A 23,048-nucleotide genomic window follows, 5' to 3' on the forward strand; every position below is an offset into this window, starting at 1 on the left:
GAGGATGTGACTAGATCGTCTTGGCTGACATCTGCGCGGCGATGTAATCCGCCTGGCGGATTGCCAGCGACACGATCGTCAGGGTCGGGTTTTCCGCCGCACCGGTCGTGAACTGGCTGCCATCCGACACGAACAGGTTCTTGATGTCGTGCGCCTGGCCGTGCTTGTTGACGACGCCGTCTTCCGCTTTTTCGCTCATCCGGTTGGTGCCGAGATTGTGGGTCGACGGATAGGGTGGCGTCGGGAAGGTGCGCGTGGCGCCGACCGCCGCATAGAGCGCAGTGGCCTGCTTGTAGGCGTGGTTGCGCATCGCGGTGTCGTTCGGGTGGTCGTCGAAATGCACGTCGGCGATCGGCATGCCGTGCGCGTCCTTCTCGTCGGCATGCAGCGTGATGCGGTTCTCCGCGCGCGGCATGTCCTCGCCGACGATCCACAGGCCGGCCATGTGGTCGTAGTGGTCGAGGGCGGTGGTGAACGAGCGGCCCCAGGCGCCCGGATCGAGGAAGGCGGCCATGAACGGCAGGCCGAGCGACAGCGTCTCGAATTCGTAGCCGCCGACGAAACCACGCGACGGGTCGTGGCGTGCCTCGTCGCGGATGATGCCGGCCATGGTGGTGCCGCGATACATGTGCACCGGTCTGTCGAAGATGGCGTAGACCGAGCCGGTGGTGTGACGCATGTAGTTCTTGCCCACCTGCCCCGACGAGTTGGCGAGACCATCGGGGAATTTGCCCGACGCCGAATTGAGCAGCAGCCGCGGGCTCTCGATCGAGTTGCCGGCGACCGCGACGACGCGGGCTTTCTGTTCCTGCAGCTTGCCGTCCTTGTCGGCATAGACGACGCCCGTCACCTTTCCGCTAGCGTCGTGGTTGATCTTGATCGCCATGGCGTTCGGCCTGACCTCAAGATGGCCTGTCGCCTCGCCCTTGGGGATTTCGGTGTAGAGCGTCGACCATTTGGCGCCCCATTTGCAGCCCTGGAAGCAGAAGCCGGTCTGCTGGCAGGACATGCGGTCGTCGCGATCGACCGAGTTGATCGCCATGTTGCCGGTGTGGCATTCCTTGTAGCCGAGTTTGTCGGCGCCGGCCTTCAACACCTTGAAATTGTTGTTGCCCGGCAGCCTCGGCCAGTCATTGGTGCCGGTAACGCCCATCTTGGCTTCGGCCTTGGCATAGTAGGGCTCCATCTCGGCCAGCGTGATCGGCCAGTCGAGCAGGTTGGCGCCTTCCAGTTTGCCATAGGTCGACAGCGTCTTGAACTCATGCTCCTGGATGCGCAGCGAGGCTCCGGCCCAATGCGTGGTCGAACCGCCGACCGACTTGACGATCCAGGCCGGCAGGTTCGGAAAATCCTTGGCCACACGCCAGTCACCGGATGTCGTGCGCTTGTCCGTCCAGGCGAGCTGGCTGAACGAACCCCATTCGTCGTTGATGAAATCCTCGTATTCGTGGCGCGCACCCGCTTCCAGGATGACGGCGTCGACACCTTTCTGGGCGAGTTCGTTGCCGAGCGTGCCGCCGCCGGCGCCCGAGCCGATGATGACGACCACGCCGTCGTTGTTCAGGTCAAATGAAGCTGCCATGGTTTCCTCCCATGATTTCTGTTTGCGGGTTCGGGAACGACGGGGCTCAGAGCCACTCGATGTCGTCGAAACCGCGCGCGATGTAGCCGCCCTTGGAATAGGACTCGCCCTCGTAGCCGAAGATCGGCCACACCTCTTTCTGGTTGTAGAGGCTGACGACGAGGCCGCCACGAATGGCCTGGAAGAACGGCGTCGCCTCGATCTGCTTCAGCACGCCGACGCGCTGGTCCTCCCAGCCGAGGCCCCGATAGCCTCCGTCACCGGACTTCTTGTCGAGGTCGGCGATGCCGTCTTCGATCATCGCCTTGTAGGCGGCGTCCTTGCCGGCCTGCTCGTCATGGCCCTTCACGGCAACGGCGTAATATTTGTCGGGGACCTGATCGTGCGGATAGATGTCGCGCGCCATCTGGATCAGCGTCGCCATGGTTTCGGGCTTGAGCGCAGATGTTTCCAGCCCCCAGGCATGTTCGGGGCTGATGACCGCACTGCCGGAGATGACCAGCAGCGCGCCGATGCCACCGCGTTTGAGAAGCTCGCGACGTGAAAGCCCAGGCTTCGCGTCATAGATCGTGACCATTTTGTTCCTCCCTGCTTGCTATTTGCACTCCTTGAAGCACGTCACGATTGACGGGCTTCAACACCTTGTTTGTGCATGTCGTTGTCCCAAAACAGCTGCGCACTTTTGGGCGACATGGTTGAGAGTGCCGTTGCTGGCGCCGCACCCGCCGGTGCGGTTGCTATGTCTCCTATTGGAAGCGACCTCCACGCTGCAGAACCTCGATCTTGTAGCCGTCCGGATCCTCGATGAAGAAGAAGCGGGCGATCAGCGACCCGTCGCGGTTGAATTCGACGATCTTCCTCGGGTTGAGGCCGAGCGCGCCGAGACGGTCATGTTCGCTGTCGAGATCGGCGACCGAGACCGCCAGGTGACCGTAGCCGTCGCCGAGTGCGTAAGGCTCCTGCCGATCCTTGTTCACGGTCAGTTCGAGCTCGAACCCTGTCTCGGCATTGCTGAGGTAAACAAGCGTGAAAGTCCCGAAGTCCAGCCTGTCGGCGACATCGAGCCCGAAGGCATTTCTGTAGAAATCGACGGATCGGGCCTCATCGAGAACCCGGATCATGCTGTGGATCGCCTTGGCCAAATCAGTCTCCGCGGTGGTGTGGAGGCGATTATGCGCGGCGCGGACAAAAGGTGGTGGCAGCCGGTTACCACGCCCGGAACCGTGAACGGGACGAAAGTCCGATTGCCGGACCGGCAATTTTGCCTGAGAATGCATACGGGGACAGGTTAAGCAGTATCAAGCTGCGGGCCCGTCCACCCAAGACCAACAATCATGGGAGGTTTGTCGGATGTGCAGGGTGTTTGCGGGCCAGGATCCCGAAGGCTATCGCCAGATCAACCGGTCGATTCGCATCGACGGCTACTCGACCAGCATCCAGCTTGAAGCGACATTCTGGGCTTTGCTGGACGAAATCGCCGAAAACCAGGGTTTGACGACGCCAAAATTCATCTCGAAGCTTTATGACGAAGCCATCGAGATCAACGGCGCCATTCCAAACTTTGCCTCGATGCTGCGCACCACCTGCGCACTCTATTTGCGCGGCCATCGGCCTGATATGGACGAGCAGATGGTGCCGAAGCGGGAAGCCGCCTAGAGCGCTTCCACAGCGACAGCGAACGCCAGCCGGCTCATGTCGGTGAACAGCACCTGGCGTTCGGAATAGTCGGTCTGTTCGCCGGTCTCGATGTTGTCGACCACGACGCACATCGACAGCGCGCGAGCCCCGAAATGCGCGGCGATGCGATAAAGCGCGCTGGTTTCCATATCGACGGCCAGGGCTCCGGCAGCCTGCGCATCGGCAAAACGGCCGCGGCCTTCCGGGTGATAGAAGATGTCGCTGCAGACCGTCAGGCCGGCACGATGGTCGATGCCAAGTTCGGCCGCCTTGGCCAGCGCACAGGCGAGAAGCGCCGGATCCGGGCCGGCGGGTCCATAGACGCCGAAAACCTGACCGCTCTGGGCGCTCTCCGCCTGTGCCGATTGCGAGATGACAAGGCTGCGCAGCTTTGCCTCGGCGGTCAGGCTGCCGCAGGTGCCGGTGCGGATCAACGTCCGGGCGCCATAATGGTCAAGCAATTCATGGGCATAGATCAGAAACGACGAGACGCCGATGCCGGTCGACTGGATGCTGATGGGTTTGCCACGAAACAGCCCGGTAAAGCCAAGCGCGCCGCGTCGGCGATTGATGCAACGCGGTGCTTCCAGGAAAGTTTGAGCCATCCACTCGGCGCGCTGTGGGTCACCCGGCAACAACACCGTGTCGGCGTAGTCGTCCTTGTCTGCTTCGTTGTGTGGCGTCACCAACTGCCCCCAGTCCCTCCCGCCGTTTCATCCGCAATCATGGCGTTGTCACGACGCAGTGCAAGGGAAGAACGTAGGGAGGCTCTAAGACTCCAGCATGTCCTTGACGATCGTTGCCAGTTGCTTGAGCGAAAACGGCTTTGGCAGGAAGCCGAAATGCGCGTCGGCCGGCAGGTTTCTGGCGAATGCATCCTCCGCATAACCGGACACGAAGACGAACTTGATGTCCGGCTGGCGCTTGCGCAACTCGCCAAGCAGCGTCGGTCCATCCATTTCCGGCATCACCACGTCGGAAACGACGATGTCGACCTTGCCACCCAGCGCTTCGAACACTTCCAGCGCCTCGACGCCCGAAGACGCCTCATGCACGGTGTAGCCGCGCGAGGTCAGCGCCCGCATACCGCCCATGCGCACGGCATCCTCGTCCTCGACGAGCAGCACCGTGGCCGAGCCCGACAGATCCTTGGCCGCATCGGCGACCTTCGCCGGTGCTGCCGGCACATCGCCGGGCTCACCTGCTTTTTTCGCTTCCGCGATATGACGCGGCAGGAAAATGCGGAAAGTCGACCCTTTGCCGACCTCGGAATCGCAGTAGATGAAGCCACCGGTCTGCTTGATGATGCCGTACACCATCGACAGGCCAAGGCCGGTGCCCTTGCCGACTTCCTTGGTGGTGAAGAAGGGCTCGAAAATCTTCTTCAGCACGTCGGGCGCGATACCGCTGCCGGTGTCCTCGACTTCGACCACGACATAGTCGGCCGGGGTGAGTTCGCGGTAGGAAAAGGCCTTGCACTCCTCGGCGGTCACATTGCGGGTGCGCACGGTAAGATCGCCACCCGCCGGCATTGCGTCGCGCGCGTTGACCGCGAGGTTGACCACCACCTGCTCGAACTGCCCGATATCGACCTTGACCGGCCACAGGTCGCGGCCATGATCGACCTTCAGCTTGATGTCGTTGCCGACCAGGCGGGCCAGCAGCATCCTGAGATCGGCGAGCACGTCGGTCAGGTTGAGCACTTCCGGCCGCAATGTCTGCTTGCGCGAGAAGGCCAGCAGCTGCCGCACCAGCGAAGCCGCCCGGTTGGCATTTTGCTTGATGTTCATGATGTCGGGGAAGGACGGGTCCGACGGACGGTGGTTGGTCAACAAAAGATCGGACGCCATGATGATGGCGGTCAGCACATTGTTGAAATCGTGCGCGATGCCGCCGGCAAGCTGGCCGACCGCCTGCATCTTCTGGCTTTGCGCCATCTGCCCTTCGAGCGCTTTCTGCTCCGTCGTCTCGACGGCGTAGACGATGGCCGACTCCTCGGCGCCCTCGCCGCCGGTCCCGTCGGCGACAGCATTGACGTAGAAACGAATGTGCCGCTCGTCATTGCCGGGCAAAAGCGTATCGATCGGCTCGATGTCGGCCTGCCGCTGCTGCGCCTTTTCGAAAGCAGCCGCGAAGGCTGGCCGGTCCCGTTCATGGATCACCGTATCGAGCCGCACACGGCGATCGACCGCATCGCGATCGACGACGGATGAAAACAGCGACAGGAACGGCGCATTGGTGCGCAGGATGCGCCCGTTATGGTCGACGCCGGCTATCGCCATCGGTGTCGAGTTGAAAAAGCGGGTGAAGCGCACTTCCGAGGCCCGCAAATCGGCGGAGGAGTCCTCGCCTTGGGTGCGGTTGAGCACGATCGTGCGCGTCGGCCCGTTGAGGCCTTCGCGGCTGGCCGAAACGCGATGCATGAAGCGCACCGGCAGCGCCTCGCCCGTCATCGTCGTCAAGTCGAGATCGATGACCGCGTTGCGCGTCGTGCCGGGGTCGGCCTTGACCGAACGGACCAGCGCCATGCCGTCGCCGGCCACGATCTCGGCCAAGGAGACGGCACCGGGCGTGAAGCTGGTGAGGTCGATGCCCAGCCATTCGGCGAGCGTGGCGTTGATGTAGGTGACGCGGCCCTCCTGGTCGGCCGAAAAGAAGCCGGCCGGCGCGTGGTCGAGATGATCGATCGCTTGCTGCAAATCGAGGAAAAACCGCTCCTGCTCGGCCCGCTCCTGCGAAATGTCGGCAAGCTGCCAGGCCAGCATCGGCAGCCGCTGGCCTGGAACGCTGAAGGTGCGGGCGCGCGCCCGGTACCAGCGGGCGCCGGGCTCGGCTCCGGGCCGAATGGATTGCGCGAGCCGAAACTCGCCGTCGCCCGGCTGGCCGTCGCGCAGGCCGGACGCCAGGCGATAGATCGTCACCGAAGCTTCGGGGACATCCGAGAGCAACCCCTCGACCGTCTTCAAGTCGGCTGCTGACGACGCTCCGGTCATGTCGGCATAGGCGCGATTGGCGTAGACGACACGGCCCTTGGTGTCCGTGACGAGAAGCCCCTGCGACATCGAATCGACGAAGGATTTCGACAGTTCGTCGCCTGTCGAGCGCGGCGTGACCTGCACGAAGCCGATCGCCGTGGCAAACAGGAAGCCGACGCCGATCATCGCCAGCACACCGAGCATGCCGAGCAGGAAAGGATCGCCGAGGCGCTCGCGGAAAAGGCCGAAGACGATCGCCGCCCCCGTCAGGACGACGATGAAAATGATGAGCCGGGTGACCGCGCCCGGTCGCGTATTCTGGTCGACGATCGGTACCGGATAGAAATCGCCGCGCGCTTCCTTGGCCATGTGCCCCCTGCTCGTGAATTCCGGTGTTCCGACACCCGCCCCTAGCGGGTTGAATCACATTCTCCTAGTCCGGAAAAGGCCTTGGCGGCAAATGTCCGATAAAAATGATGTCTTCCGGCCTTTGGAGTTTTTCAAGCTGTTCACCAGCGTGAAACGTAACTTGCGGTGGCCCGCCGCAACGGTCTAGTGTCACGTTTCTTCCAAGGGCAATCAGGGGAAACCAATGCAATGGCTGGATAGCGTGGCGGGCCCTGGTTATGCCGCAGCACTGTTGTGGACGTTTGCAGCACTTGTCTTGCTGGTCATCGTTCTCGTCATCATCAAGCTGGTGCGCAATCTGACGTTCGGAACCTTCGTTGCCGGTGGCCGGAACCGCAAGACGCGGCTGGCTGTCATGGATGCGACCGCCGTCGACAGCCATCGCCGGCTGGTGCTGGTGCGCCGCGACGACATCGAGCACCTGCTTTTGATCGGCGGCCCGACCGACGTCGTCGTCGAGCGCGATATCCGTCTTTCGGCGCTACGCCGTCCGGCATTGACCGGAGACGGCGGCTTGCAGCCGGTCCCAGCCACCGCGGCCCCGGCGGCAAGGCCGCGTCCGCCGCAACCCGCTCCACCGCCGGCGAGACAGGCACCCGCCCCGCAGCCGGTGAACACCGCACCGCCCGCCCGCCCGCGCCAAACAGCACCGGCGCCGGCACCGGCACCGGCGCCAAGACCGGCAACGCAAAGCTACCAACCGACCAATGTTACGCCGCTGCCCGCCTATGGCTCCGCCAATGCCAACACGGTCAGGCATGCGCCGCCGCCGTCAGCAGCGCAGGACAGCATCGACGACACGCTGATGAGGGAACTCGAAGTGTCGCTTGACCAGCCCCGCTCCGGCAGCCCGGCGGGCAAACCGGCGGCAAAGACGCCACAGTCGCTCGACGATGAAATGACCAAGCTTCTCGGCGAACTCTCCAGCCAGAAGCGATGAGCGGCCGCTGAATAGCTATCCCACGCGAAAATCGTAACCGGTTGGGCTGCCGAACCACACTTTTGGAAGGCCCATTCTTCAAGGGCCCATACTTCAGAGCCCATGTGTCAAGCGTTTGTGGATTTCGTACGCCTTGGAAGGTGTCTGCCGCGCCAATAAAAATGGCCGGAAAACCCGGCCATTTCAAGATCATCGTCGCCCATGACGGCTGGTCGCGCCGCCGGCCTTGACCCTCAGTCGTCGCGGTAGACTTTTTCGCGGCGCTCGTGCCGTTCCTGCGCTTCGATCGACAACGTCGCGATCGGACGTGCATCGAGCCGCTTCAGCGCGATCGGCTCGCCGGTCTCTTCGCAGTAGCCATAAGTGCCTTCGTCGATGCGCTGCAGTGCGGAATCGATCTTTGCAATGAGCTTGCGCTGACGGTCGCGCGCCCTGAGTTCGATGGCGCGGTCGGTTTCCGAAGAGGCGCGATCGGCCAGATCGGGATGGTTGGCGTTTTCTTGTTGCAGGATTTCCAGTGTTTCGCGCGCTTCGCGCAATATGTCATTCTTCCAGGTGACGAGCTTTGAGCGGAAGTAAGATTTCTGCCGCTCGTTCATGAACGGCTCGTCTTCGGAGGGTACGTAATCGGCGGTAACGATGTCGTTCATTCGACTCACCCAAACTGCCCCAAATTTGGCGCCTATATATTCGCCGTCCGACGCCTGCACAAGCGCAATCAGCCGCTGTCTCACGCAATTGTTAATGTGCGCCGGCGCGCGCCTTTGCAGCGGCATACGGTCGTTTTGATACCAAACTACTCTGTGGCGCTTTGGATCCGGCGCAACATGCTTTCGGAACATCGGCTGTGATTTTCGGCCGGTGCACAACCGCCTTTTGCGGCACCGCACCATGGGTGATTCGGGTATTCGAAGCACACAAGCCATTGTGCGCAACGCGTTCTCGTGGCTAATCCTGGAAGGCTTCGGCATCGGAGGTTGGGTGAGCAGGCTTTATCTGTTGCGACATGCCAAGGCTGGCTGGGCACTGCCCGGCATGCGCGATTTCGATCGCCCGCTCGATGAATCCGGCCGTGCCGACGCCGAAATGATGGGCGCCGCCATGCGCTCCCGCTCCTATGTTCCGGACCTGAGCTGTGCTCCAACGCCAAACGCGCCAAGGAGACGCTGGAAGGCCTGGCCGGCCAGACCGACACTGGCCGAGTGCTGTTCTTCGACTCGCTCTACAGCGCGGACGCGGCCGGTTACCTCCATCTCATCCGCGAAAATGGTGGGGCGGGCTCATTGCTGGTCATCGGCCACAATCCGATGACGGAAGACCTCACCATGGCGGTTTCGGGCGACGGCGACGAGACGGCGCGGGCAACGCTCAACCATGGGTTCCCGACCGCGGGCCTGGCGGTCGTCCGCTTTGACGGCGCTCTTGCCAAGGCCGCCCAGGGCACCGGCTATCTCGAAGCGTTCCTGACGCCGGCCGATCTTTGAAGCCATTTCAAAGCCTGGTTGCAGAGCCTATATCGGACGGACCGAAGCCCTGAGAGATCACATTTTGGCATCATCGCTGACCACCTTAACCGACGAGGCGAGGATTGCCCTCGACACGTTGTCGGGACGCGCTACCGGGCTTTTTTCCCCATCGCTGCGCCTCGGCGTGACCGGATTGTCCCGCGCCGGCAAGACGGTGTTCATATCGGCCCTTGTCCACAATTTGATCCATGGCGGGCGCCTGCCGCTGTTTGAGGCGCAAAAATCGGGGCGCATCGCCCGTGCCTTCCTCGAGCAGCAACCGGACGACGCCGTGCCGCGCTTTCAGTACGAGGATCATATCGCAGCCCTGGTCAACGATCGCGCCTGGCCCGATTCGACTCGCGCCATTTCGGAACTGCGGCTGACCATCGAATATGAATCGGCCTCCGGCTGGAGCCGCATGTTTTCCTCAGGCAGACTGTCGGTCGATATCGTCGATTATCCCGGCGAATGGCTGCTCGACCTGCCGCTACTCGGCAAATCCTTCGCCGATTTTTCGCACGAAGCCTTCGAAATGGCCGTTCTGCCGGTGCGCGAGGACCTGTCGCAGGCGTGGCGGGCGCTCTCGGCGGAGATCGACCCGAATGCCGATGCCGACGAGATGACGGCGCGCCGCCTGGCCGAGAGCTTCGCCGCCTATCTGAAGGCGTGCAAGCTCGACGAGCGGGCGCTTTCGACCTTGCCGCCCGGCCGCTTCCTGATGCCTGGTGATCTCGAAGGCTCGCCGGCACTGACCTTCGCGCCCTTGGCCGGGATCGGCGACAGGCGCCCGCGCCCGGGGTCGCTGCACGCCATGATGGACAGGCGTTACGAGGCCTACAAGACGCATGTCGTGAAACCGTTCTTCCGCGAACACATCACCCGCCTCGATCGTCAGATCGTGCTGATCGACGCCATGCAGGCGCTGAACGCCGGCCCCGGCGCCATGGCCGACCTGGAACGCGCGGTGACCGAGATCCTCAGCTGTTTCCGTCCGGGCCGGGGCAGCTTCCTTACCGACCTGTTCTCGCGGCGCATCGACCGCATACTGGTTGCCGCGACCAAGGCCGATCACCTGCACCACGAAAGCCATGACCGCCTGCAGGCTATCGTGCGGCGGCTTGCCGACCGCGCCGTGGCGCGCGCGAATTTCACCGGCGCGGATGTGGATGTCGTCGCCATGGCGGCGATGCGCGCGACACGCGAAGGCACCGTCAAGCAAGGTCGAGAGACGTTGCCGGTCATCATCGGCATGCCGATCGCCGGCGAGAGGATCAACGGCGAAACCTTTGATGGAAAGACGGAAACAGCCATATTTCCCGGTGACTTACCGGAGAAGATTGATGCGGTGTTCGATGTTTCGGGCCCCGATCACAAGCAGGACTCCGCGGACCCGGCAATCCGCTTCGTCCGTTTCCGTCCACCAAAGCTCGAACGCACGGCCGAAGGCGTCACGCTGTCGCTGCCGCATATCAGGCTCGACCGTGCCTTGCAGTTCCTGATCGGAGATCATCTGGCATGACCGCGCCCCGCAAGCCGGCAGCATTCCGCATCGAGCCGGAGCCCGTATCCCGGCAGGAAGCGCCGCAGGCGCACCGTGCCCACGCCGATCGTGCACAGACCGACACGGGGCGAAAGCCCCGCGCGATGAAAACCGATGTGGCGATGGTCATTCCGGCGGAAATCGATGTCTTCGACGAGCCCGACATCATTGCCGCGGAGCCGCCGCCGGCGATCGCCCCCAGGAAACGCTCGCTGCTCGGCAGCATCTTCTTCGGCGCTTTTGGCATCCTGGTTTCGCTGGCTGTCGGCCTGTGGACCGACCAGCTCATACGCGACCTCTTCGCCCGCGCCGAATGGCTGGGCTGGCTGGCCGCGGGCATGGCTGCCGTCGCCATGCTGGCGTTGCTGATCATCCTGATTCGCGAATTCCTGGCGATTGCCCGTCTCGCCGAGGTCGAAAAGCTGCAGATGCGGGCGCTCGACGCGATCGCGCGTGACGATCCCAAGGCAGCACGATCGGTCGTCGACGAATTGTCGGCCTTTGTCGCGGCCAAACCCGAGACCGCGGCCGGCCGGCGCGCGCTGGCCGAACTGCGAGGCGAAATCATCGACGGCGGCAATCTGGTGCGCCTGGCCGAAGCCGAAATTCTCGGCCCCCTCGATGCCAGGGCAAAAATAATGATTCTTGAGGCCGCCAAACGCGTCTCGCTGGTGACGGCGGTCAGCCCGCGCGCACTCGTCGATGTCGCCTATGTCGTATTCGAGGCCGGGCGGCTCATCCGCCGCCTGTCGGAACTTTATGGCGGACGGCCGGGAACGCTGGGTTTCTTCCGCCTTGCGCGTAGCGTGCTGGCGCATCTGGCGGTCACCGGCTCGATCGCGATCGGCGACAGTTTCGTCCAACAGATCGTCGGCCACGGCCTGGCGGCGCGCCTTTCGGCCAAGCTTGGCGAGGGCGTCGTTAACGGCATGATGACAGCGCGCATCGGCATCGCGGCGATGGAAACGGCGCGCCCCCTGCCCTTCAGCGCCGCGAAGCGTCCCGGACTGGGCGATTTCCTCTCCGCCCTGACATCGTTTGCCACCAGGAAAGACGGTGAAACAGCCCCGCCTGGCAAGTGAGCCGGGCCGGAGCGTTTGGACCTTCGGAATTGTTACCGGACTGCTTTGTGGCGACACCGTAGTGACGAAGCATTAACCAATCTTGTTCATGGTCAGACGGGTTCCAAACAGCCTCTTTGTTGCCGGGTGTCGTCGATGAAAAGCGTATTTCTGTCCAGCCTCCTGCCCCTGGCAACCGTGATCACAGCAGTCGTCGGTATTGCCGGAGCGGCCTCCGCGGCGGAGCCGGACAAGCAATTCTTCCAGTCGGCCGAAGGCAAATGGATCGGCCCCGGCGAAATCGTCGCCGGCAAGTACAAGGGCACCAAATTCAACTGCAGCTTCACCGGCTCGACACCCGACGGCAAGGTCGGCATGTCACTTGACGGCGGCTGCCGGGTCGGCATGTTCACCCAGCCGATGTCGGCCAAGATCGAGCGCAAGGGCCGCGAGGGCTACAAGGGCAGCTTCATGGGCGGCGCGAGCGGCTCCGGCCTCGACATCATCGGCGGCAATGTGGTCGATCCCCGCAAGGTGGTCTTCACCATCAACCGCAACCAGTTGCGCGGCGTCATGCAGGCGCGCATCCCCGACGACAATTCGATGACAGTGACCATTGCCGTGCGCGTCGACGACCAGTTGGTGCCGGTGATCGGCATGAGCCTGAAGCGCGTCGACGCCGTCGAAGTCGGCTCCATCGCCCCGAACTGACAAATCATCGATCGCTGAAAGCAAAAAAGGCGGCGACCCCATGGTCACCGCCTCATTCTAACAGCTAGAATCGGGCGCTTAGCCCTTGATCGCGGCCGTTACTTCGTCGTTCAGCCGCGAGGCTGTAGCAGCGCCAGTAGGGCCGTCGCCGCCGCAAGGACAGCGGTCAGAGTCAAGGGCGCCGTGGCACCATAGGTGTCCACGACATAACCACCGACAACCGCGCCGATCGTGATGGCAACTTGGAAAGAGACGACCATCAGGCTACCCGCCGCTTCCAGCGCATCAGGCGCCGCACGCGACAGATTGGTCGGCAGCACCACCGGCCCCATGCCGAAGGCGAGGCCCCAAAGTGTAACGAACCCGAAGGCAACGCCGATGTGCACGCCCCAAAGCACCAATGCCAGCGCCGCAAACGCCATCAATGCGGCGGTTACCACGAGAGCAATGCGGATATTGGCGTCGGCCATGCGGCCGCCGGCAATATTGCCAATCACGGCGGCGATGCCAAATCCGAGCAGAGCCAGGGCAATTGGCCCGGTTGCAAGCAGCGTCACGTGTTCGAGGAAGGGACGCACATAGACAGAGCCAGCAAAATGCCCTGTCATCAGCAAGACAATGGCAAGCATGCCGAGTTGAATACCACGCCGCCGTGTCAGCCGAAATACGTCTGCAAGACTGTTGCTTGCTGCTGCAGGCAAGGTCGGCAGGCTAAGCAACTGCAAAAGCATGGCAATCACGGCCAGCCCCGCCGTCATGGCCATGGCGCTGCGCCATCCCAGCCAGTCGCTGATCAACGCACCCATCGAGGGCGCGGCAATGGTGGCGAGCGAGACCCCGAGGGTGACGATGGCCATGCCTCGACCTGTCGCATTGGCGCCGACCAGCCTTGCAACGACAGCAACCGAAAGTGCCCAGAAAGCGCTGAGAGCAATCCCCAGTCCGGCCCTGCCTAGCAACAACAGCCAGAAATTAGGCGCCAACGCTGCAAGAATATTGGAACCGACCGCCAAGGCCATGAGGCCAACCAGCACCGTCTTGCGGTTCAATCGGCCGATGAGAACATTGCTCAACATGGCCGTCACGGCGCCGACGGAGGCGGTGGCGGTGACGACCTGTCCAGCCGTCCCCTCGCTGATGCCGAGATCACGCGCCATTGGCGTCAACAGACCTGCCGGCAGGAATTCGGCTGATACAAGGGCAAAGCTGGTGGCCGCCAATGAAAGGACCGCGAACCAGGTGGCCGCGCTCCACGCGACCGGCGCGTCGGCATCAAGGCCAATCGCGGCGTCTTCAAGCTGTAATGTTGTGTCAGTCACTGAAGGATCTCCAAAGTTTAGAGATCTTCATAGGCGAGTCCTTACGGATGATATGTATCTCAAAATCCGAAATTCATGTCTATTCGTCCGGGAATTGTGCGGCGCACAACACCGGGCGAGACATTGGTGATGCGCTTGAACGCGCGAGCGAAGGATGCCTCGGAATCATAGCCCAAACGGGTAGCGACTTCGGCAACCGACAAGCCGTTTTGCCCCAGCAACTCGCGGGCAAGCTGCATACGCAGGCGAGCGAGATAGCGTGCGGCACCCTCCCCCAATACAGCGCTGAAGCGCTCGGCGAAAATCGAGCGCGATTGGCCTGCCACGCCGGCGAGGCTTTCCAGCGTCCAGTTACGGCCGGGGTCTCGGTGCATTGCTGCCAGCGCGCGGCCAATATGGGGATCGCGGATGGCTGCGAGCCAACCCGTGGTCGAGGCTCCCGAGCAATTGACCCAGCAGCGGATGAGCCGGGCTGTCAGCAAGTCCGCCATACGCGACAAGATGGTGGCGCTGCCCATCTGCGGATGTGCGGCCTCCGCCGTCATGGCCGCCAGCAAAGGACCAACGACCGGGTCATTGCCGGCCACGTCGCAACCCTTGATGATAGGCGGCATCAACGAGATCAATGGGTTAAGCGCACAGGAGTCCAAGGTCATGGAGCCGCAGAAAAGGGTGCTCGTCGCGCCCGTTCCTTCCCGGACCACCTCGCAGACGTTGCCCCCCAACTTGATCACCTGGCAACCCTGGAGCGAGTCGCCTGCAACATTCGGCGCACTCGCCAACCGATGGGCGATGCCTTGCGGCAGCAGCACCAGATCGCCATTGCGCAACTCCTGCCAGCCTTGCGCTTCGGTATGAATCCAGCATGGACCCTGGCCGACAAAATGGAAACGAAGCAGATTTTGTTGCGGAAAGTCTATGCTCCATGGATGCCGGAGCTCGCAGCGGCCATAGTTGACACCACTCAAGCGAAAGTCTTGCAGAACTTCGCTAAGCGCGTCCATCGGGATGTGCGGCAACGACGGGCGGGACGAATAGTCAGGCATATAGCTGATATAGATGCCGAACGTCCGGCAAGCAAGCGGAGACCATTGTTCCACCAAGGAAATCGCGTCAACGGCACCCTACCCTTCCTGTCAAGCTTTGTGCCCTTGCCTCCCGCTCCCAGTGCATGCAAGGAGTGCTGTCAGACACAGGGAAAAGAGGCATGGCGGAAGCATCGGGCAGCGAGCTTATTCAGGTGGTGGCGCTGCTTGCCGCGGGTGTCGTCGCGGTTCCGATCTTTAAACGCATGGGGCTGGGCTCGATCCTCGGCTATCTCGCCGCAGGCGTGGTCATCGGCCCGTTCGGCCTCGGCGTCTTTTCCGAATCGGAAGCCATTCTTCACGTCGCTGAACTCGGCGTCGTCATGTTCCTGTTCATCATCGGGCTGGAAATGCAGCCGTCGCGGCTGTGGGGCCTGCGCCGCGAGATCTTCGGCCTCGGCGCCCTGCAGGTCGGCGTCTGCGCGCTTCTGCTGACCGGCGTTGGCATGGCGGGAGGATTTCCGATCGCGCAATCCTTCGTCGCCGGCGCCGGCTTCGTGCTGACCTCGACGGCGATAGTCATGCAGCTTCTCGAGGAGCGCGGCGAAATCGCCTCCCCGAAAGGCCAGCGCATCGTATCGGTCCTGCTGCTCGAGGATCTGGCCATCGTGCCGCTGCTGGCCCTGATCGCATTTCTGGCGCCCGGTGGGGCCGACACCAGCCTGTCGGAGCGGCTGACGGAGGTCGGCATCGGCCTCGCCGCGATCGTCGGCCTGGTGGTGGCCGGCCGGTATCTGCTCAATCCGTTCTTCCGCATCCTGGCGGAAGCCCGTGCCCGCGAGGTGATGACGGCAGCAGCACTTCTGGTCGTTCTCGGATCCGCGCTCGCCATGCAGCTTAGCGGCCTGTCGATGGCGATGGGCGCCTTCCTGGCCGGCGTGCTGCTGTCCGAATCGACCTTCCGCCATCAGCTCGAAGCCGACATCGAACCCTTCCGCGGCATCCTGCTCGGCCTGTTCTTTCTCGCGGTCGGCATGTCGCTCGACCTGCATGTGGTCGCCGCGAACTGGCGGCTGATCGCCATCTATGTCGTCGCCTACATGGTGATGAAGGCGTTCGGCATCTACATCGTTGCCCGCATCCTGAAATCAGGTCATCGCGAAGCGCTGGAGCGCGCGGTCTTCATGGCGCAAGGCGGCGAATTCGCCTTTGTCCTTTACTCGGCGGCCGCGGCCGTCGGCATCATCGACGGCAACGCCAACGCGACGCTGACGGCGATCGTCATCATCTCCATGGTTCTGACGCCGCTGGCGATCATCGCCTTGCGGTATCTGACGCCGCGCGACGAGCAGTCGCTCGACGGCGTCGATATCGCCGATGGCCTGACCGGCAGCGTGCTGGTCATCGGTTTCGGCCGCTTCGGGCAGATAGCCAGCCAACCGCTGCTGCTGCGCGGCATCGACGTGTCGATCATCGACAATGATGTCGAAATGATCCAGGCGGCGGCCGATTTCGGCTTCAAGGTCTACTATGGCGACGGCACGCGGCTGGACATCCTGCATGCCGCCGGCGCCGGCCGGGCACGCGCCGTGCTGATCTGCGTCGACAAGGCTGATGTGGCCGTTCGCATCGCCCAGTTGATCAAGGCTGAGTTCCCACTGCTCACCGTGCTGGCCCGCGCTTTCGACCGCGGAACCGCGCTGCAGCTCATTCGCGCCGGTGTTGATTTCCAACTGCGTGAAACCTTCGAATCCGCACTTGTTTTCGGTGGCTCGGCCCTGGAATCGCTGGGTGTCGATCCGGAAGATGTGGCTGAAACAATCGAAGATGTCAGGCGCCGCGACACCGACCGCTTCGAAACCCAGCTCGCCGAAGGCATTCGCGCCGGACAGCGCTTCTTGAGGGGCAATATCGGCACGCCGATTCCGACGCCGCTTTCCACGCCGCGCCGCCCTGGCCAGGCGCTCAACGAAGAGACGGCCGGCGTGCTGCACAAATCCGAAGCGGCCGATTGAGCAAGGAATTATGCATGGAATTGGACAGCAGAGCCTTGTCGGTCACCAAATTCTGGCGCGATGCCGGCGAGGATGCGTGGTTCGAGAAGAACGAGGCATTCGATGCCGACTTCCGCAACCGCTTTCTCGATCTCCACTACGCCGCCGCGCGGCGTGAATGCGACGCCTGGCTGGAGCATGCCGAAGGCTCGCTGGCGCTGATGATCCTGCTCGATCAGTTTCCGCGAAACTGCTTTCGCGGCACCGGCCATATGTACGCGACCGACCCGCTCGCCAGATATTTTGCCGCAAAGGCGATCGCGGCCCGTCATGATCTGGCGCTTGAGGAAGAAATTCGCGTCTTCCTCTATCTGCCATATGAGCATTCGGAACTGCTTGCCGACCAGCACCTATCGGTCGATCTGACCCAGGCCAGGGCCGAACCCTATCTGAAGTATGCTGTCGAACACCGCGATATCATTCAGAGTTTCGGCCGTTTCCCGCACCGAAACAGGATGCTTGGCCGCGAAACCACCCCGCAGGAGCAGACATTCCTGGATGGCGGCGGATTCTCGGGCTAAACGTCCGGCTGCCGCCTCGTCCGGACCTCAGGCCAGCCACCAATCCCGGCCGGACGACAATCGCTCGATGCCGGATGTGTCGACGGCGACCAGCCGGTCCGTGATGCTGCGACCACTGACAACCAGGCCGGGCGCGATCTCGGCCAGCGGCGCCAGCACGAAGGCACGCTCCAGCATGCGCGGATGCGGCACCTCCAGCCCGGTTTCGTGAATGACGCGGTCGCCGAACACCAGAATGTCGATGTCGATCAGCCGCGGCCCCCAGCGCTCCTCGCGCACCCGCTTCAGCTTGCGCTCGGCATCGAGGCAGAGGTCGAGCAAGGCACGCGGCGCCAGCCCGGTGGAAATTGCGGCAGCCGCATTGAGAAAATCCGGCTGATCGAGCTTGCCCCAGGGCGGCGTGCGATAGAGCGAGGAGACGCCGGTGACACGCGTGTCCGCGTCGGCGTCCAGCATGCGCAACGCCGCGCCCATTGATTTCGCCGGGTCGCCGAGATTGCCGCCAAGGCTGAGATAGACCGTACTATTCGGGCCAGACAACGGTCACCTCGACGTAATCGAGCACGCCGGGCACCGGGGCATTGGGCTTGCGCACGGTGATCTCGGCTTTCTTGATCTGCGGAAAACGCGCCGTCAGCGCACGCGCCACTTCGAGCGCCAGGGACTCGATCAGAAAACGGCGATGCCCGGTGATGATCTCTTCGATCACCGTGAACGCAATGCCGTAGTTGACGGTATCCTCGATGGAATCCTCGACAAGCGCCCGGCCGGGATCGACGGTGAGAGCGGCATCGACATAGAAGCGCTGGCCAAGCCTTTCCTCCTCGTCCAGCACGCCGTGCCGGGCAAAGAAAGCGCAGTTCTTCATGCGGATGACATACATCGCTCAGTCTCTCGCCCGGTCGGTTTGACGCGCCAGCATAGCATCTGCGAGCGCCAGCGCGTCCACGTTGAATGCGACATCGTGGACGCGAAACAGATCGGCGCCCTTGAGCCGCAGGATGACGCTGGTCGCCGCCGTTCCAACACCTCTGTCGGCCGCATCGCGGCCGGTGACTGTGCCGATGAAGCGTTTTCGCGACGTGCCGGCCATCAGCGGCAAGCCGAGTGTATGCAATTCCGAAAAGCGCGCCATCAGGTCGAGATTTTCGTCCGCCGTCTCCTTGGCGAAGCCGAATCCCGGATCGAGCACGATATGGTCGTCGGCAACGCCGTTCTGGTGGGCGATTTCGAGCGATTTTCGCAGGAATTCCAACTGATCGGCAATCACGTCCGGCAGCTTCTGGCGATCCCGCCCGGTATGCATGATGACAAGCCCGGCGCCGGTATCGGCGGCGACACGCGCAATGTCAGGCTCGCGCTGCAAACCCCAGACGTCGTTGACGATATGGGCGCCGGCGGCCACCGCGAACCTGGCGGTGTCGGCGCGATAGGTGTCGACCGAAATCAGCACCTCACTGGTGCTCGCCAGCGCTTCGATCACAGGCAGGATGCGGGCCTGTTCCTCGCTTGCCGATACCGCGGCGGCACCGGGGCGGGTCGATTCTCCACCGACATCGACGATCAGCGCCCCTTCCGCCATGATGCGCCGTGCCTGGGCCAGCGCCTTTTCAGGGGCGTCGAACAGACCGCCGTCGGAAAAGCTGTCGGGCGTGACGTTGAGGATGCCGACGACCACGGCCTTGCCGCCAAGGTCGAGATGGCGTCCATGCGCCAACTGCCATCGCCTAGCCGTCATTGTTCATCAACCATGGGGCTCATCAACCTAGGCTCATCAACCATGTGTGATCCCTAGCGGATCAATTCCGTTGCGCCGGCAACGGCCGTAAAGCAAGGTGGTCGAAGAGGCAACATGATGAAACGATCCATGCTTGGCATCAAACAATCCTTGGCTGGCGCGCTGCTGCTCGCCGTGACCCCGATCCCGGCGGGTGCGGCCAACCTCGTCAAGACGTACAGCTACTTCGCCGTTGGCGGCAGCACGCTCGACGACATCGAGGCGCAGCTCTTCAAACGCGGGCCGGAGGTGAAAAGCACGGGCACACGCCACCCGGGCGCCACCCAGATGGCCTTCACCACCCGCGTCAGCTATGCGCAGACATCGAACTCCTGCCGGATCGCCGACGCTGTGGTGACCGTCAAGGTGAAGGTGATCCTCCCCGAGTGGCGACGCCCACGCAAGTCCGATGCCGATGTCAGGCTGTTCTGGGACACGCTGGCCGCCGACATCAAGCGCCATGAGGAGCGCCACGTCGAGATTGCCAAGAACCATGGCCGCGAACTCGAAGAGGCGCTGAAAGCCACCTACCCGCAAAAGAACTGCAGCGCCGCCAAGGCCAAGGCCGCCGCGATCACTGCGGCTGTTCTTGCCAGCCACGACCGGGCCCAGCTCCAGTTCGACCGTGTCGAAAGCGTCAATTTCGAGAGCCGCATCCTGAGGCTGCTGCGCTACCGGATGGAGCGCATCGGGAACGGTCAATTGCCGCCGGCCTGAGCGCGCTCGAACTGACGAAAGCCAAATTCGCCGAAGCGTAGTGCCAGCTTCGAAAAACTTTCGAGCCCCTGTCGAAATCGGCCTATATGGGACGACATATAGCAGGCTCGCCAGGCGCGAGTTCAAAACGCCAATGCTATCGAGACGGTCAAAGCACCGGAACGGCTGAACAGCGCCGGTCAAATCGCAAGCTTACGGATGAACGATCATGGACCAGGCTGTCGACAATCAAACGATGGTGGAAACTGGCGCGCCGCTGACCGAGAGCGAGAAGAACGCCATCATCGGCGGCGTGCTCCTGTCGATGCTGTTGGCGGCACTCGACCAGACCATCGTCGCGCCAGCCATGCCGACCATCGGGCATGCGCTCGGAAACGCACAATATCTGCCATGGATCGTCACCGGCTACCTCCTGACTGCAACCGCCGTGGCCCCGCTCTACGGCAAGATATCCGATGTTTATGGCCGCCGGCCGACCGTTTATGCCGCGATCCTGATCTTTTTGGCGGGATCACTGGTCAGTGCGATGGCCCCCAACATGTTTGTGCTGGTTGTCGGGCGGGCGATCCAGGGCGCCGGTGGCGGCGGCTTGTTCGCCTTGACACAGACCGTCGTCGGCGATCTCGTTCCGCCACGCGAGCGGGCACGTTACGCCGCCTGGTTCTCCGGCACATGGGCCGTTGCCAGCATTGCCGGACCGTTGCTCGGCGGCACTTTCGCCGAGCACCTGCACTGGTCGCTGATCTTCTGGATCAATATCCCGCTGGGTTTTCTTGCGATGGCGATCATCAACAAGCCGCTCAAGAAACTGCCCATCGCTGCCAAGCACCATCGCATCGACGGCCTGGGCGCGCTGCTTCTGATCATTGCCACGGCGCTGTTGCTGCTGGCCTTGAATTGGGGCGGCAGCGCCTATCCCTGGATGTCGCTTGAGGTCATCGGCGTTCTCTGCGGCTCGGCGATTTTCTGGGGCGCTTTTGCCTTGCGGCTGATGCGAGCCGCCGAACCGCTCATCTCGCTCGAAGTGCTTGGCAATCCAATCGTTCTGGCAGGCACGCTTTCGATGTTCCTGCTTCAGGCCGCAAGCGTCGGTATGGCGGTGTACCTGCCCGTCTATCTCCAGTCGGTGCTCGGCCTGTCGGCAGCAGAGTCGGGCACCGCGATGCTTGGGCTTCTGCTGGGGACCGTCGGCGGCGCGACATTCAGCGGGCGTATGATACCGCGCTTCACCCACTACAAGCGCATTGCAATGGTGGGCGTCGTCTTCAGCATGCTGTGCCTCTGCCTGCTGGCCTTTGTCGCGGGGCATGCATCGCTGCTGGAAGTAGAGGTTTTGACGATTTGCATAGGGTTGGGGACCGGAACGACGTTTCCGGTCACCACCGTGTCGGTCCAGAACGCCGTCGACCGCATGCATCTTGGCGTCGCGACCGGTGTGCTGACATTCCTGCGCTCGCTGGGCAGTGCGCTTGGGGTCGCGATGCTCGGCGCGGTCGCTCTGGGCTATGGCCTGCCGCTTGCCGGCGAAGGCGTGCGGATCGCTGGTCATAGCGCATCGGTCGAGCCGTTCGTGATGATCTTTGTCGTCGCCGCAGCCACATTGCTGCTGGGGCTGATCACGCTGATGCTGATGCCCGAAAAGGAGCTTCGCGGTTATGCCGACGACGCAGCTCCAATCCTCGCGGAGTAAAAAGTTAGCCGGAGACGCCGAGCTTCTTCTGCAGACTGGTCGACGAGGTCGTGTACTGGAACACGATACGCTCGCCGGGGCTGATGATGCGCTTGGCGGCCTGCGCCATCAACGCCACCTCGTGGAAGCCCGACAGGATCAGCTTCAGCTTGCCCGGATACCAGTTGATGTCGCCGACCGCGAAGATGCCCGGCACCGATGTCTGGAACTTCTCTGTATCGACCGGAATGAGGTTCTCGTGAAGATTGAGGCCCCACTCCGCGATCGGTCCGAGTTTCATGGTCAGGCCGAAGAACGGCAGCATGCGCGTGCAAGGCACCTCGACGTCGCCGTCCGGTCCCTTGATGGTGGCCGATGACAGCTGGCCCTCAGTGCCGGTCAGTCCGGTCACTTGCCCGACCTGGAACTCCAGCTGCTTCATCTCCTGCATGGCATACATCTTGTTGACGCTGTCGGGCGCGGCACGGAACTCGGGCCGCCGGTGCACCAGAGTCACGCTCTTTGCCACGGGCTGCAGGTTGAGCGTCCAGTCGAGCGCCGAGTCGCCGCCGCCGACAATGACGAGGTCGTGGCCGCGAAAATCCTCCATCCGGCGCACCGAATAGAAGACGCTCTTGCCTTCAAAAGGTTCAATCCCCGGGATCGGTGGACGCTTGGGCTGAAAGGAGCCGCCGCCGGCGGCAATCACCACCACCTTGGCCTCGAACACTTCGTTCTCATCGGTGGTGACGCGAAAACTGCCGTCCTCCAGCTTTTCCAGGCTGGAAACCATGCGGTTGTAGGTGAAATCAGGCTTGAACGGCGCGATCTGCTCGAGCAATTTGTCGACCAACCCCTGCGCCGAAATCGAGGGCCAGCCGGGAATGTCGTAAATCGGCTTTTCCGGATAGAGTTCCGCGCATTGGCCACCGGGCCGGTCGAGGATGTCGATCAGGTGGCACTTCATGTCGAACAGGCCGAGTTCGAACACGGCAAACAGGCCGACCGGCCCTGCCCCGACAATAAGCACGTCTGTCTTGGTGGTCTCGGTCATGCGATGTGCCTCGCTGCGAAGAGAGCAGGACACTGCATGACCAATGCTCCGCTGCCAAGCCGCAGCGGGAAAAATCAGTTGGCAAAGATCCCGCGCTTATCCCTGGCGGGCGGGCACGCGGACAACCAGGCCGTCAAGCGCGTCGCGCACCTTGATCTGGCACGACAGGCGTGAGTTCGGCTGGACCTCGTAGGCGAAGTCCAGCATGTCCTCTTCCATCGCTTCCGGCTCGCCGACCTCAGCCGTCCAGGCTTCGTCGACATAGACGTGACAGGTCGCACAGGCGCAGGCGCCGCCGCATTCCGCCTCGATCCCGGGCACAGCGTTCCGGATCGCGTTCTCCATGACCGTCGAGCCGTTCTCGGCGTCCATTTCGAAATGTGTGCCGTCATGGGCGATGAAAGTCAGCTTGGTCATTTGTCACCTGAAGGGAGTCTCAGCCGAGATAATCACTCCGGCGAGCAAGTCAACTGCCGCGCGAAAGCGCCGCTTCGTGACGTTTTCCGCAAA

22 protein-coding genes and 1 pseudogene are annotated in these 23,048 nt (G+C 62.7%); 10 read left to right on the forward strand and 13 right to left on the reverse strand.

What is annotated here, in order from left to right; genetic code table 11:
- Positions 1 to 10: 10 nt before the first annotated feature.
- The 3 genes from NKI73_RS05695 to NKI73_RS05705 form a co-directional block, all read right to left on the reverse strand.
- Positions 11 to 1,582 (reverse strand): GMC family oxidoreductase, encoded by a 1,572-nt coding sequence (locus NKI73_RS05695; RefSeq protein ID WP_352627869.1) that lies wholly within the window; start codon positions 1,580 to 1,582, stop codon positions 11 to 13.
- A 46-nt stretch (positions 1,583 to 1,628) separates the two neighbouring features.
- Entirely contained in the window at positions 1,629 to 2,159 is a 531-nt protein-coding gene (locus NKI73_RS05700) for a gluconate 2-dehydrogenase subunit 3 family protein (RefSeq protein ID WP_352627870.1), read from the reverse strand.
- A gap of 169 nt (positions 2,160 to 2,328) precedes the next feature.
- Positions 2,329 to 2,724, reverse strand: a complete 396-nt coding sequence (locus NKI73_RS05705) for a VOC family protein (RefSeq protein ID WP_352627871.1) — start codon at positions 2,722 to 2,724, stop codon at positions 2,329 to 2,331.
- 208 nt (positions 2,725 to 2,932) lie between these two features.
- Between NKI73_RS05705 and NKI73_RS05710 the strand changes: the two genes are divergently transcribed.
- Positions 2,933 to 3,238 carry a ribbon-helix-helix domain-containing protein gene (locus NKI73_RS05710; RefSeq protein WP_352627872.1) on the forward strand — a complete coding sequence of 102 codons (306 nt, stop codon included), beginning with the start codon at positions 2,933 to 2,935 and terminating at the stop codon, positions 3,236 to 3,238.
- On the opposite strand, the gene NKI73_RS05715 is transcribed toward NKI73_RS05710, so the two are convergent.
- Both NKI73_RS05715 and cckA read right to left on the reverse strand, forming a co-directional pair.
- Positions 3,235 to 3,945, reverse strand: a complete 711-nt coding sequence (locus NKI73_RS05715; RefSeq protein WP_352627873.1) for a purine-nucleoside phosphorylase — start codon at positions 3,943 to 3,945, stop codon at positions 3,235 to 3,237. The genes NKI73_RS05710 and NKI73_RS05715 overlap by 4 nt on opposite strands.
- Before the next feature lie 84 nt (positions 3,946 to 4,029).
- Positions 4,030 to 6,603 carry a cell cycle histidine kinase CckA gene (gene cckA / locus NKI73_RS05720; RefSeq protein ID WP_352627874.1) on the reverse strand — a complete coding sequence of 858 codons (2,574 nt, stop codon included), beginning with the start codon at positions 6,601 to 6,603 and terminating at the stop codon, positions 4,030 to 4,032.
- 223 nt (positions 6,604 to 6,826) lie between these two features.
- Between cckA and NKI73_RS05725 the strand changes: the two genes are divergently transcribed.
- A complete protein-coding gene (locus NKI73_RS05725; RefSeq protein ID WP_352627875.1) occupies positions 6,827 to 7,582 on the forward strand; it encodes a hypothetical protein in 756 nt (251 codons plus the stop codon).
- Between the two features lie 233 nt (positions 7,583 to 7,815).
- Here the strand turns inward: NKI73_RS05725 and dksA are convergent, their stop codons facing one another.
- A complete protein-coding gene (gene dksA, locus NKI73_RS05730; RefSeq protein WP_013531862.1) occupies positions 7,816 to 8,232 on the reverse strand; it encodes an RNA polymerase-binding protein DksA in 417 nt (138 codons plus the stop codon).
- A gap of 331 nt (positions 8,233 to 8,563) precedes the next feature.
- On the opposite strand from dksA, the pseudogene NKI73_RS05735 reads away from it, so the two are divergent.
- The 4 genes and pseudogenes from NKI73_RS05735 to NKI73_RS05750 all read left to right on the forward strand — a co-directional run bounded on the left by NKI73_RS05735 (position 8,564) and on the right by NKI73_RS05750 (position 12,402).
- Positions 8,564 to 9,066: pseudogene (locus NKI73_RS05735) on the forward strand (SixA phosphatase family protein).
- A 64-nt stretch (positions 9,067 to 9,130) separates the two neighbouring features.
- The gene (locus NKI73_RS05740; RefSeq protein WP_352627876.1) at positions 9,131 to 10,609 is read left to right on the forward strand and encodes a YcjX family GTP-binding protein; all 1,479 of its coding nucleotides are present in this window, start codon (positions 9,131 to 9,133) and stop codon (positions 10,607 to 10,609) included.
- Positions 10,606 to 11,712, forward strand: a complete 1,107-nt coding sequence (locus NKI73_RS05745) for a YcjF family protein (protein ID WP_352627877.1) — start codon at positions 10,606 to 10,608, stop codon at positions 11,710 to 11,712. The genes NKI73_RS05740 and NKI73_RS05745 overlap by 4 nt, the downstream gene beginning before the upstream one ends.
- A gap of 135 nt (positions 11,713 to 11,847) precedes the next feature.
- The gene (locus NKI73_RS05750; RefSeq protein ID WP_352627878.1) at positions 11,848 to 12,402 is read left to right on the forward strand and encodes a hypothetical protein; all 555 of its coding nucleotides are present in this window, start codon (positions 11,848 to 11,850) and stop codon (positions 12,400 to 12,402) included.
- A 110-nt stretch (positions 12,403 to 12,512) separates the two neighbouring features.
- On the opposite strand, the gene NKI73_RS05755 is transcribed toward NKI73_RS05750, so the two are convergent.
- Complete coding sequence (locus NKI73_RS05755) at positions 12,513 to 13,721, reverse strand: MFS transporter (protein WP_352627879.1); 1,209 nt, start codon at positions 13,719 to 13,721, stop codon at positions 12,513 to 12,515.
- 59 nt (positions 13,722 to 13,780) lie between these two features.
- Positions 13,781 to 14,767, reverse strand: coding sequence for an AraC family transcriptional regulator (locus NKI73_RS05760; protein WP_352627940.1), 987 nt, complete (start codon positions 14,765 to 14,767; stop codon positions 13,781 to 13,783).
- Positions 14,768 to 14,928: 161 nt separating this feature from the next.
- Between NKI73_RS05760 and NKI73_RS05765 the strand changes: the two genes are divergently transcribed.
- Together NKI73_RS05765 and NKI73_RS05770 are read left to right on the forward strand one after the other, a co-directional pair.
- Complete coding sequence (locus tag NKI73_RS05765; RefSeq protein WP_352627880.1) at positions 14,929 to 16,761, forward strand: monovalent cation:proton antiporter-2 (CPA2) family protein; 1,833 nt, start codon at positions 14,929 to 14,931, stop codon at positions 16,759 to 16,761.
- A 14-nt stretch (positions 16,762 to 16,775) separates the two neighbouring features.
- Positions 16,776 to 17,321: a DUF924 family protein gene (locus tag NKI73_RS05770; RefSeq protein WP_352627881.1), complete on the forward strand. Its 546-nt coding sequence runs from the start codon at positions 16,776 to 16,778 to the stop codon at positions 17,319 to 17,321.
- A gap of 27 nt (positions 17,322 to 17,348) precedes the next feature.
- On the opposite strand, the gene folK is transcribed toward NKI73_RS05770, so the two are convergent.
- The 3 genes from folK to folP are packed head-to-tail and all read right to left on the reverse strand — an operon-like array spanning position 17,349 to position 19,059.
- Entirely contained in the window at positions 17,349 to 17,861 is a 513-nt protein-coding gene (gene folK / locus NKI73_RS05775; RefSeq protein ID WP_352627882.1) for a 2-amino-4-hydroxy-6-hydroxymethyldihydropteridine diphosphokinase, read from the reverse strand.
- Complete coding sequence (gene folB, locus NKI73_RS05780) at positions 17,845 to 18,204, reverse strand: dihydroneopterin aldolase (RefSeq protein WP_352627883.1); 360 nt, start codon at positions 18,202 to 18,204, stop codon at positions 17,845 to 17,847. The genes folK and folB overlap by 17 nt, the downstream gene beginning before the upstream one ends.
- A gap of 3 nt (positions 18,205 to 18,207) precedes the next feature.
- Positions 18,208 to 19,059, reverse strand: coding sequence for a dihydropteroate synthase (gene folP, locus NKI73_RS05785; protein ID WP_352627884.1), 852 nt, complete (start codon positions 19,057 to 19,059; stop codon positions 18,208 to 18,210).
- 114 nt (positions 19,060 to 19,173) lie between these two features.
- Here folP and NKI73_RS05790 point away from each other — a divergent pair, with 114 nt between their 5' ends.
- Complete coding sequence (locus tag NKI73_RS05790; protein WP_352627885.1) at positions 19,174 to 19,815, forward strand: DUF922 domain-containing Zn-dependent protease; 642 nt, start codon at positions 19,174 to 19,176, stop codon at positions 19,813 to 19,815.
- Between the two features lie 208 nt (positions 19,816 to 20,023).
- The gene (locus tag NKI73_RS05795) at positions 20,024 to 21,505 is read left to right on the forward strand and encodes an MDR family MFS transporter (protein ID WP_352627886.1); all 1,482 of its coding nucleotides are present in this window, start codon (positions 20,024 to 20,026) and stop codon (positions 21,503 to 21,505) included.
- Positions 21,506 to 21,509: 4 nt separating this feature from the next.
- Here the strand turns inward: NKI73_RS05795 and NKI73_RS05800 are convergent, their stop codons facing one another.
- Positions 21,510 to 22,538, reverse strand: coding sequence for an NAD(P)/FAD-dependent oxidoreductase (locus NKI73_RS05800; protein WP_352627887.1), 1,029 nt, complete (start codon positions 22,536 to 22,538; stop codon positions 21,510 to 21,512).
- Between the two features lie 96 nt (positions 22,539 to 22,634).
- A complete protein-coding gene (locus NKI73_RS05805) occupies positions 22,635 to 22,955 on the reverse strand; it encodes a 2Fe-2S iron-sulfur cluster-binding protein (RefSeq protein WP_352627888.1) in 321 nt (106 codons plus the stop codon).
- Positions 22,956 to 23,048: the final 93 nt, after the last annotated feature.

Origin of the sequence: Mesorhizobium sp. M0496 (genome assembly GCF_040321205.1) — a bacterium.
In the GTDB taxonomy this organism is placed as follows: domain Bacteria; phylum Pseudomonadota; class Alphaproteobacteria; order Rhizobiales; family Rhizobiaceae; genus Mesorhizobium.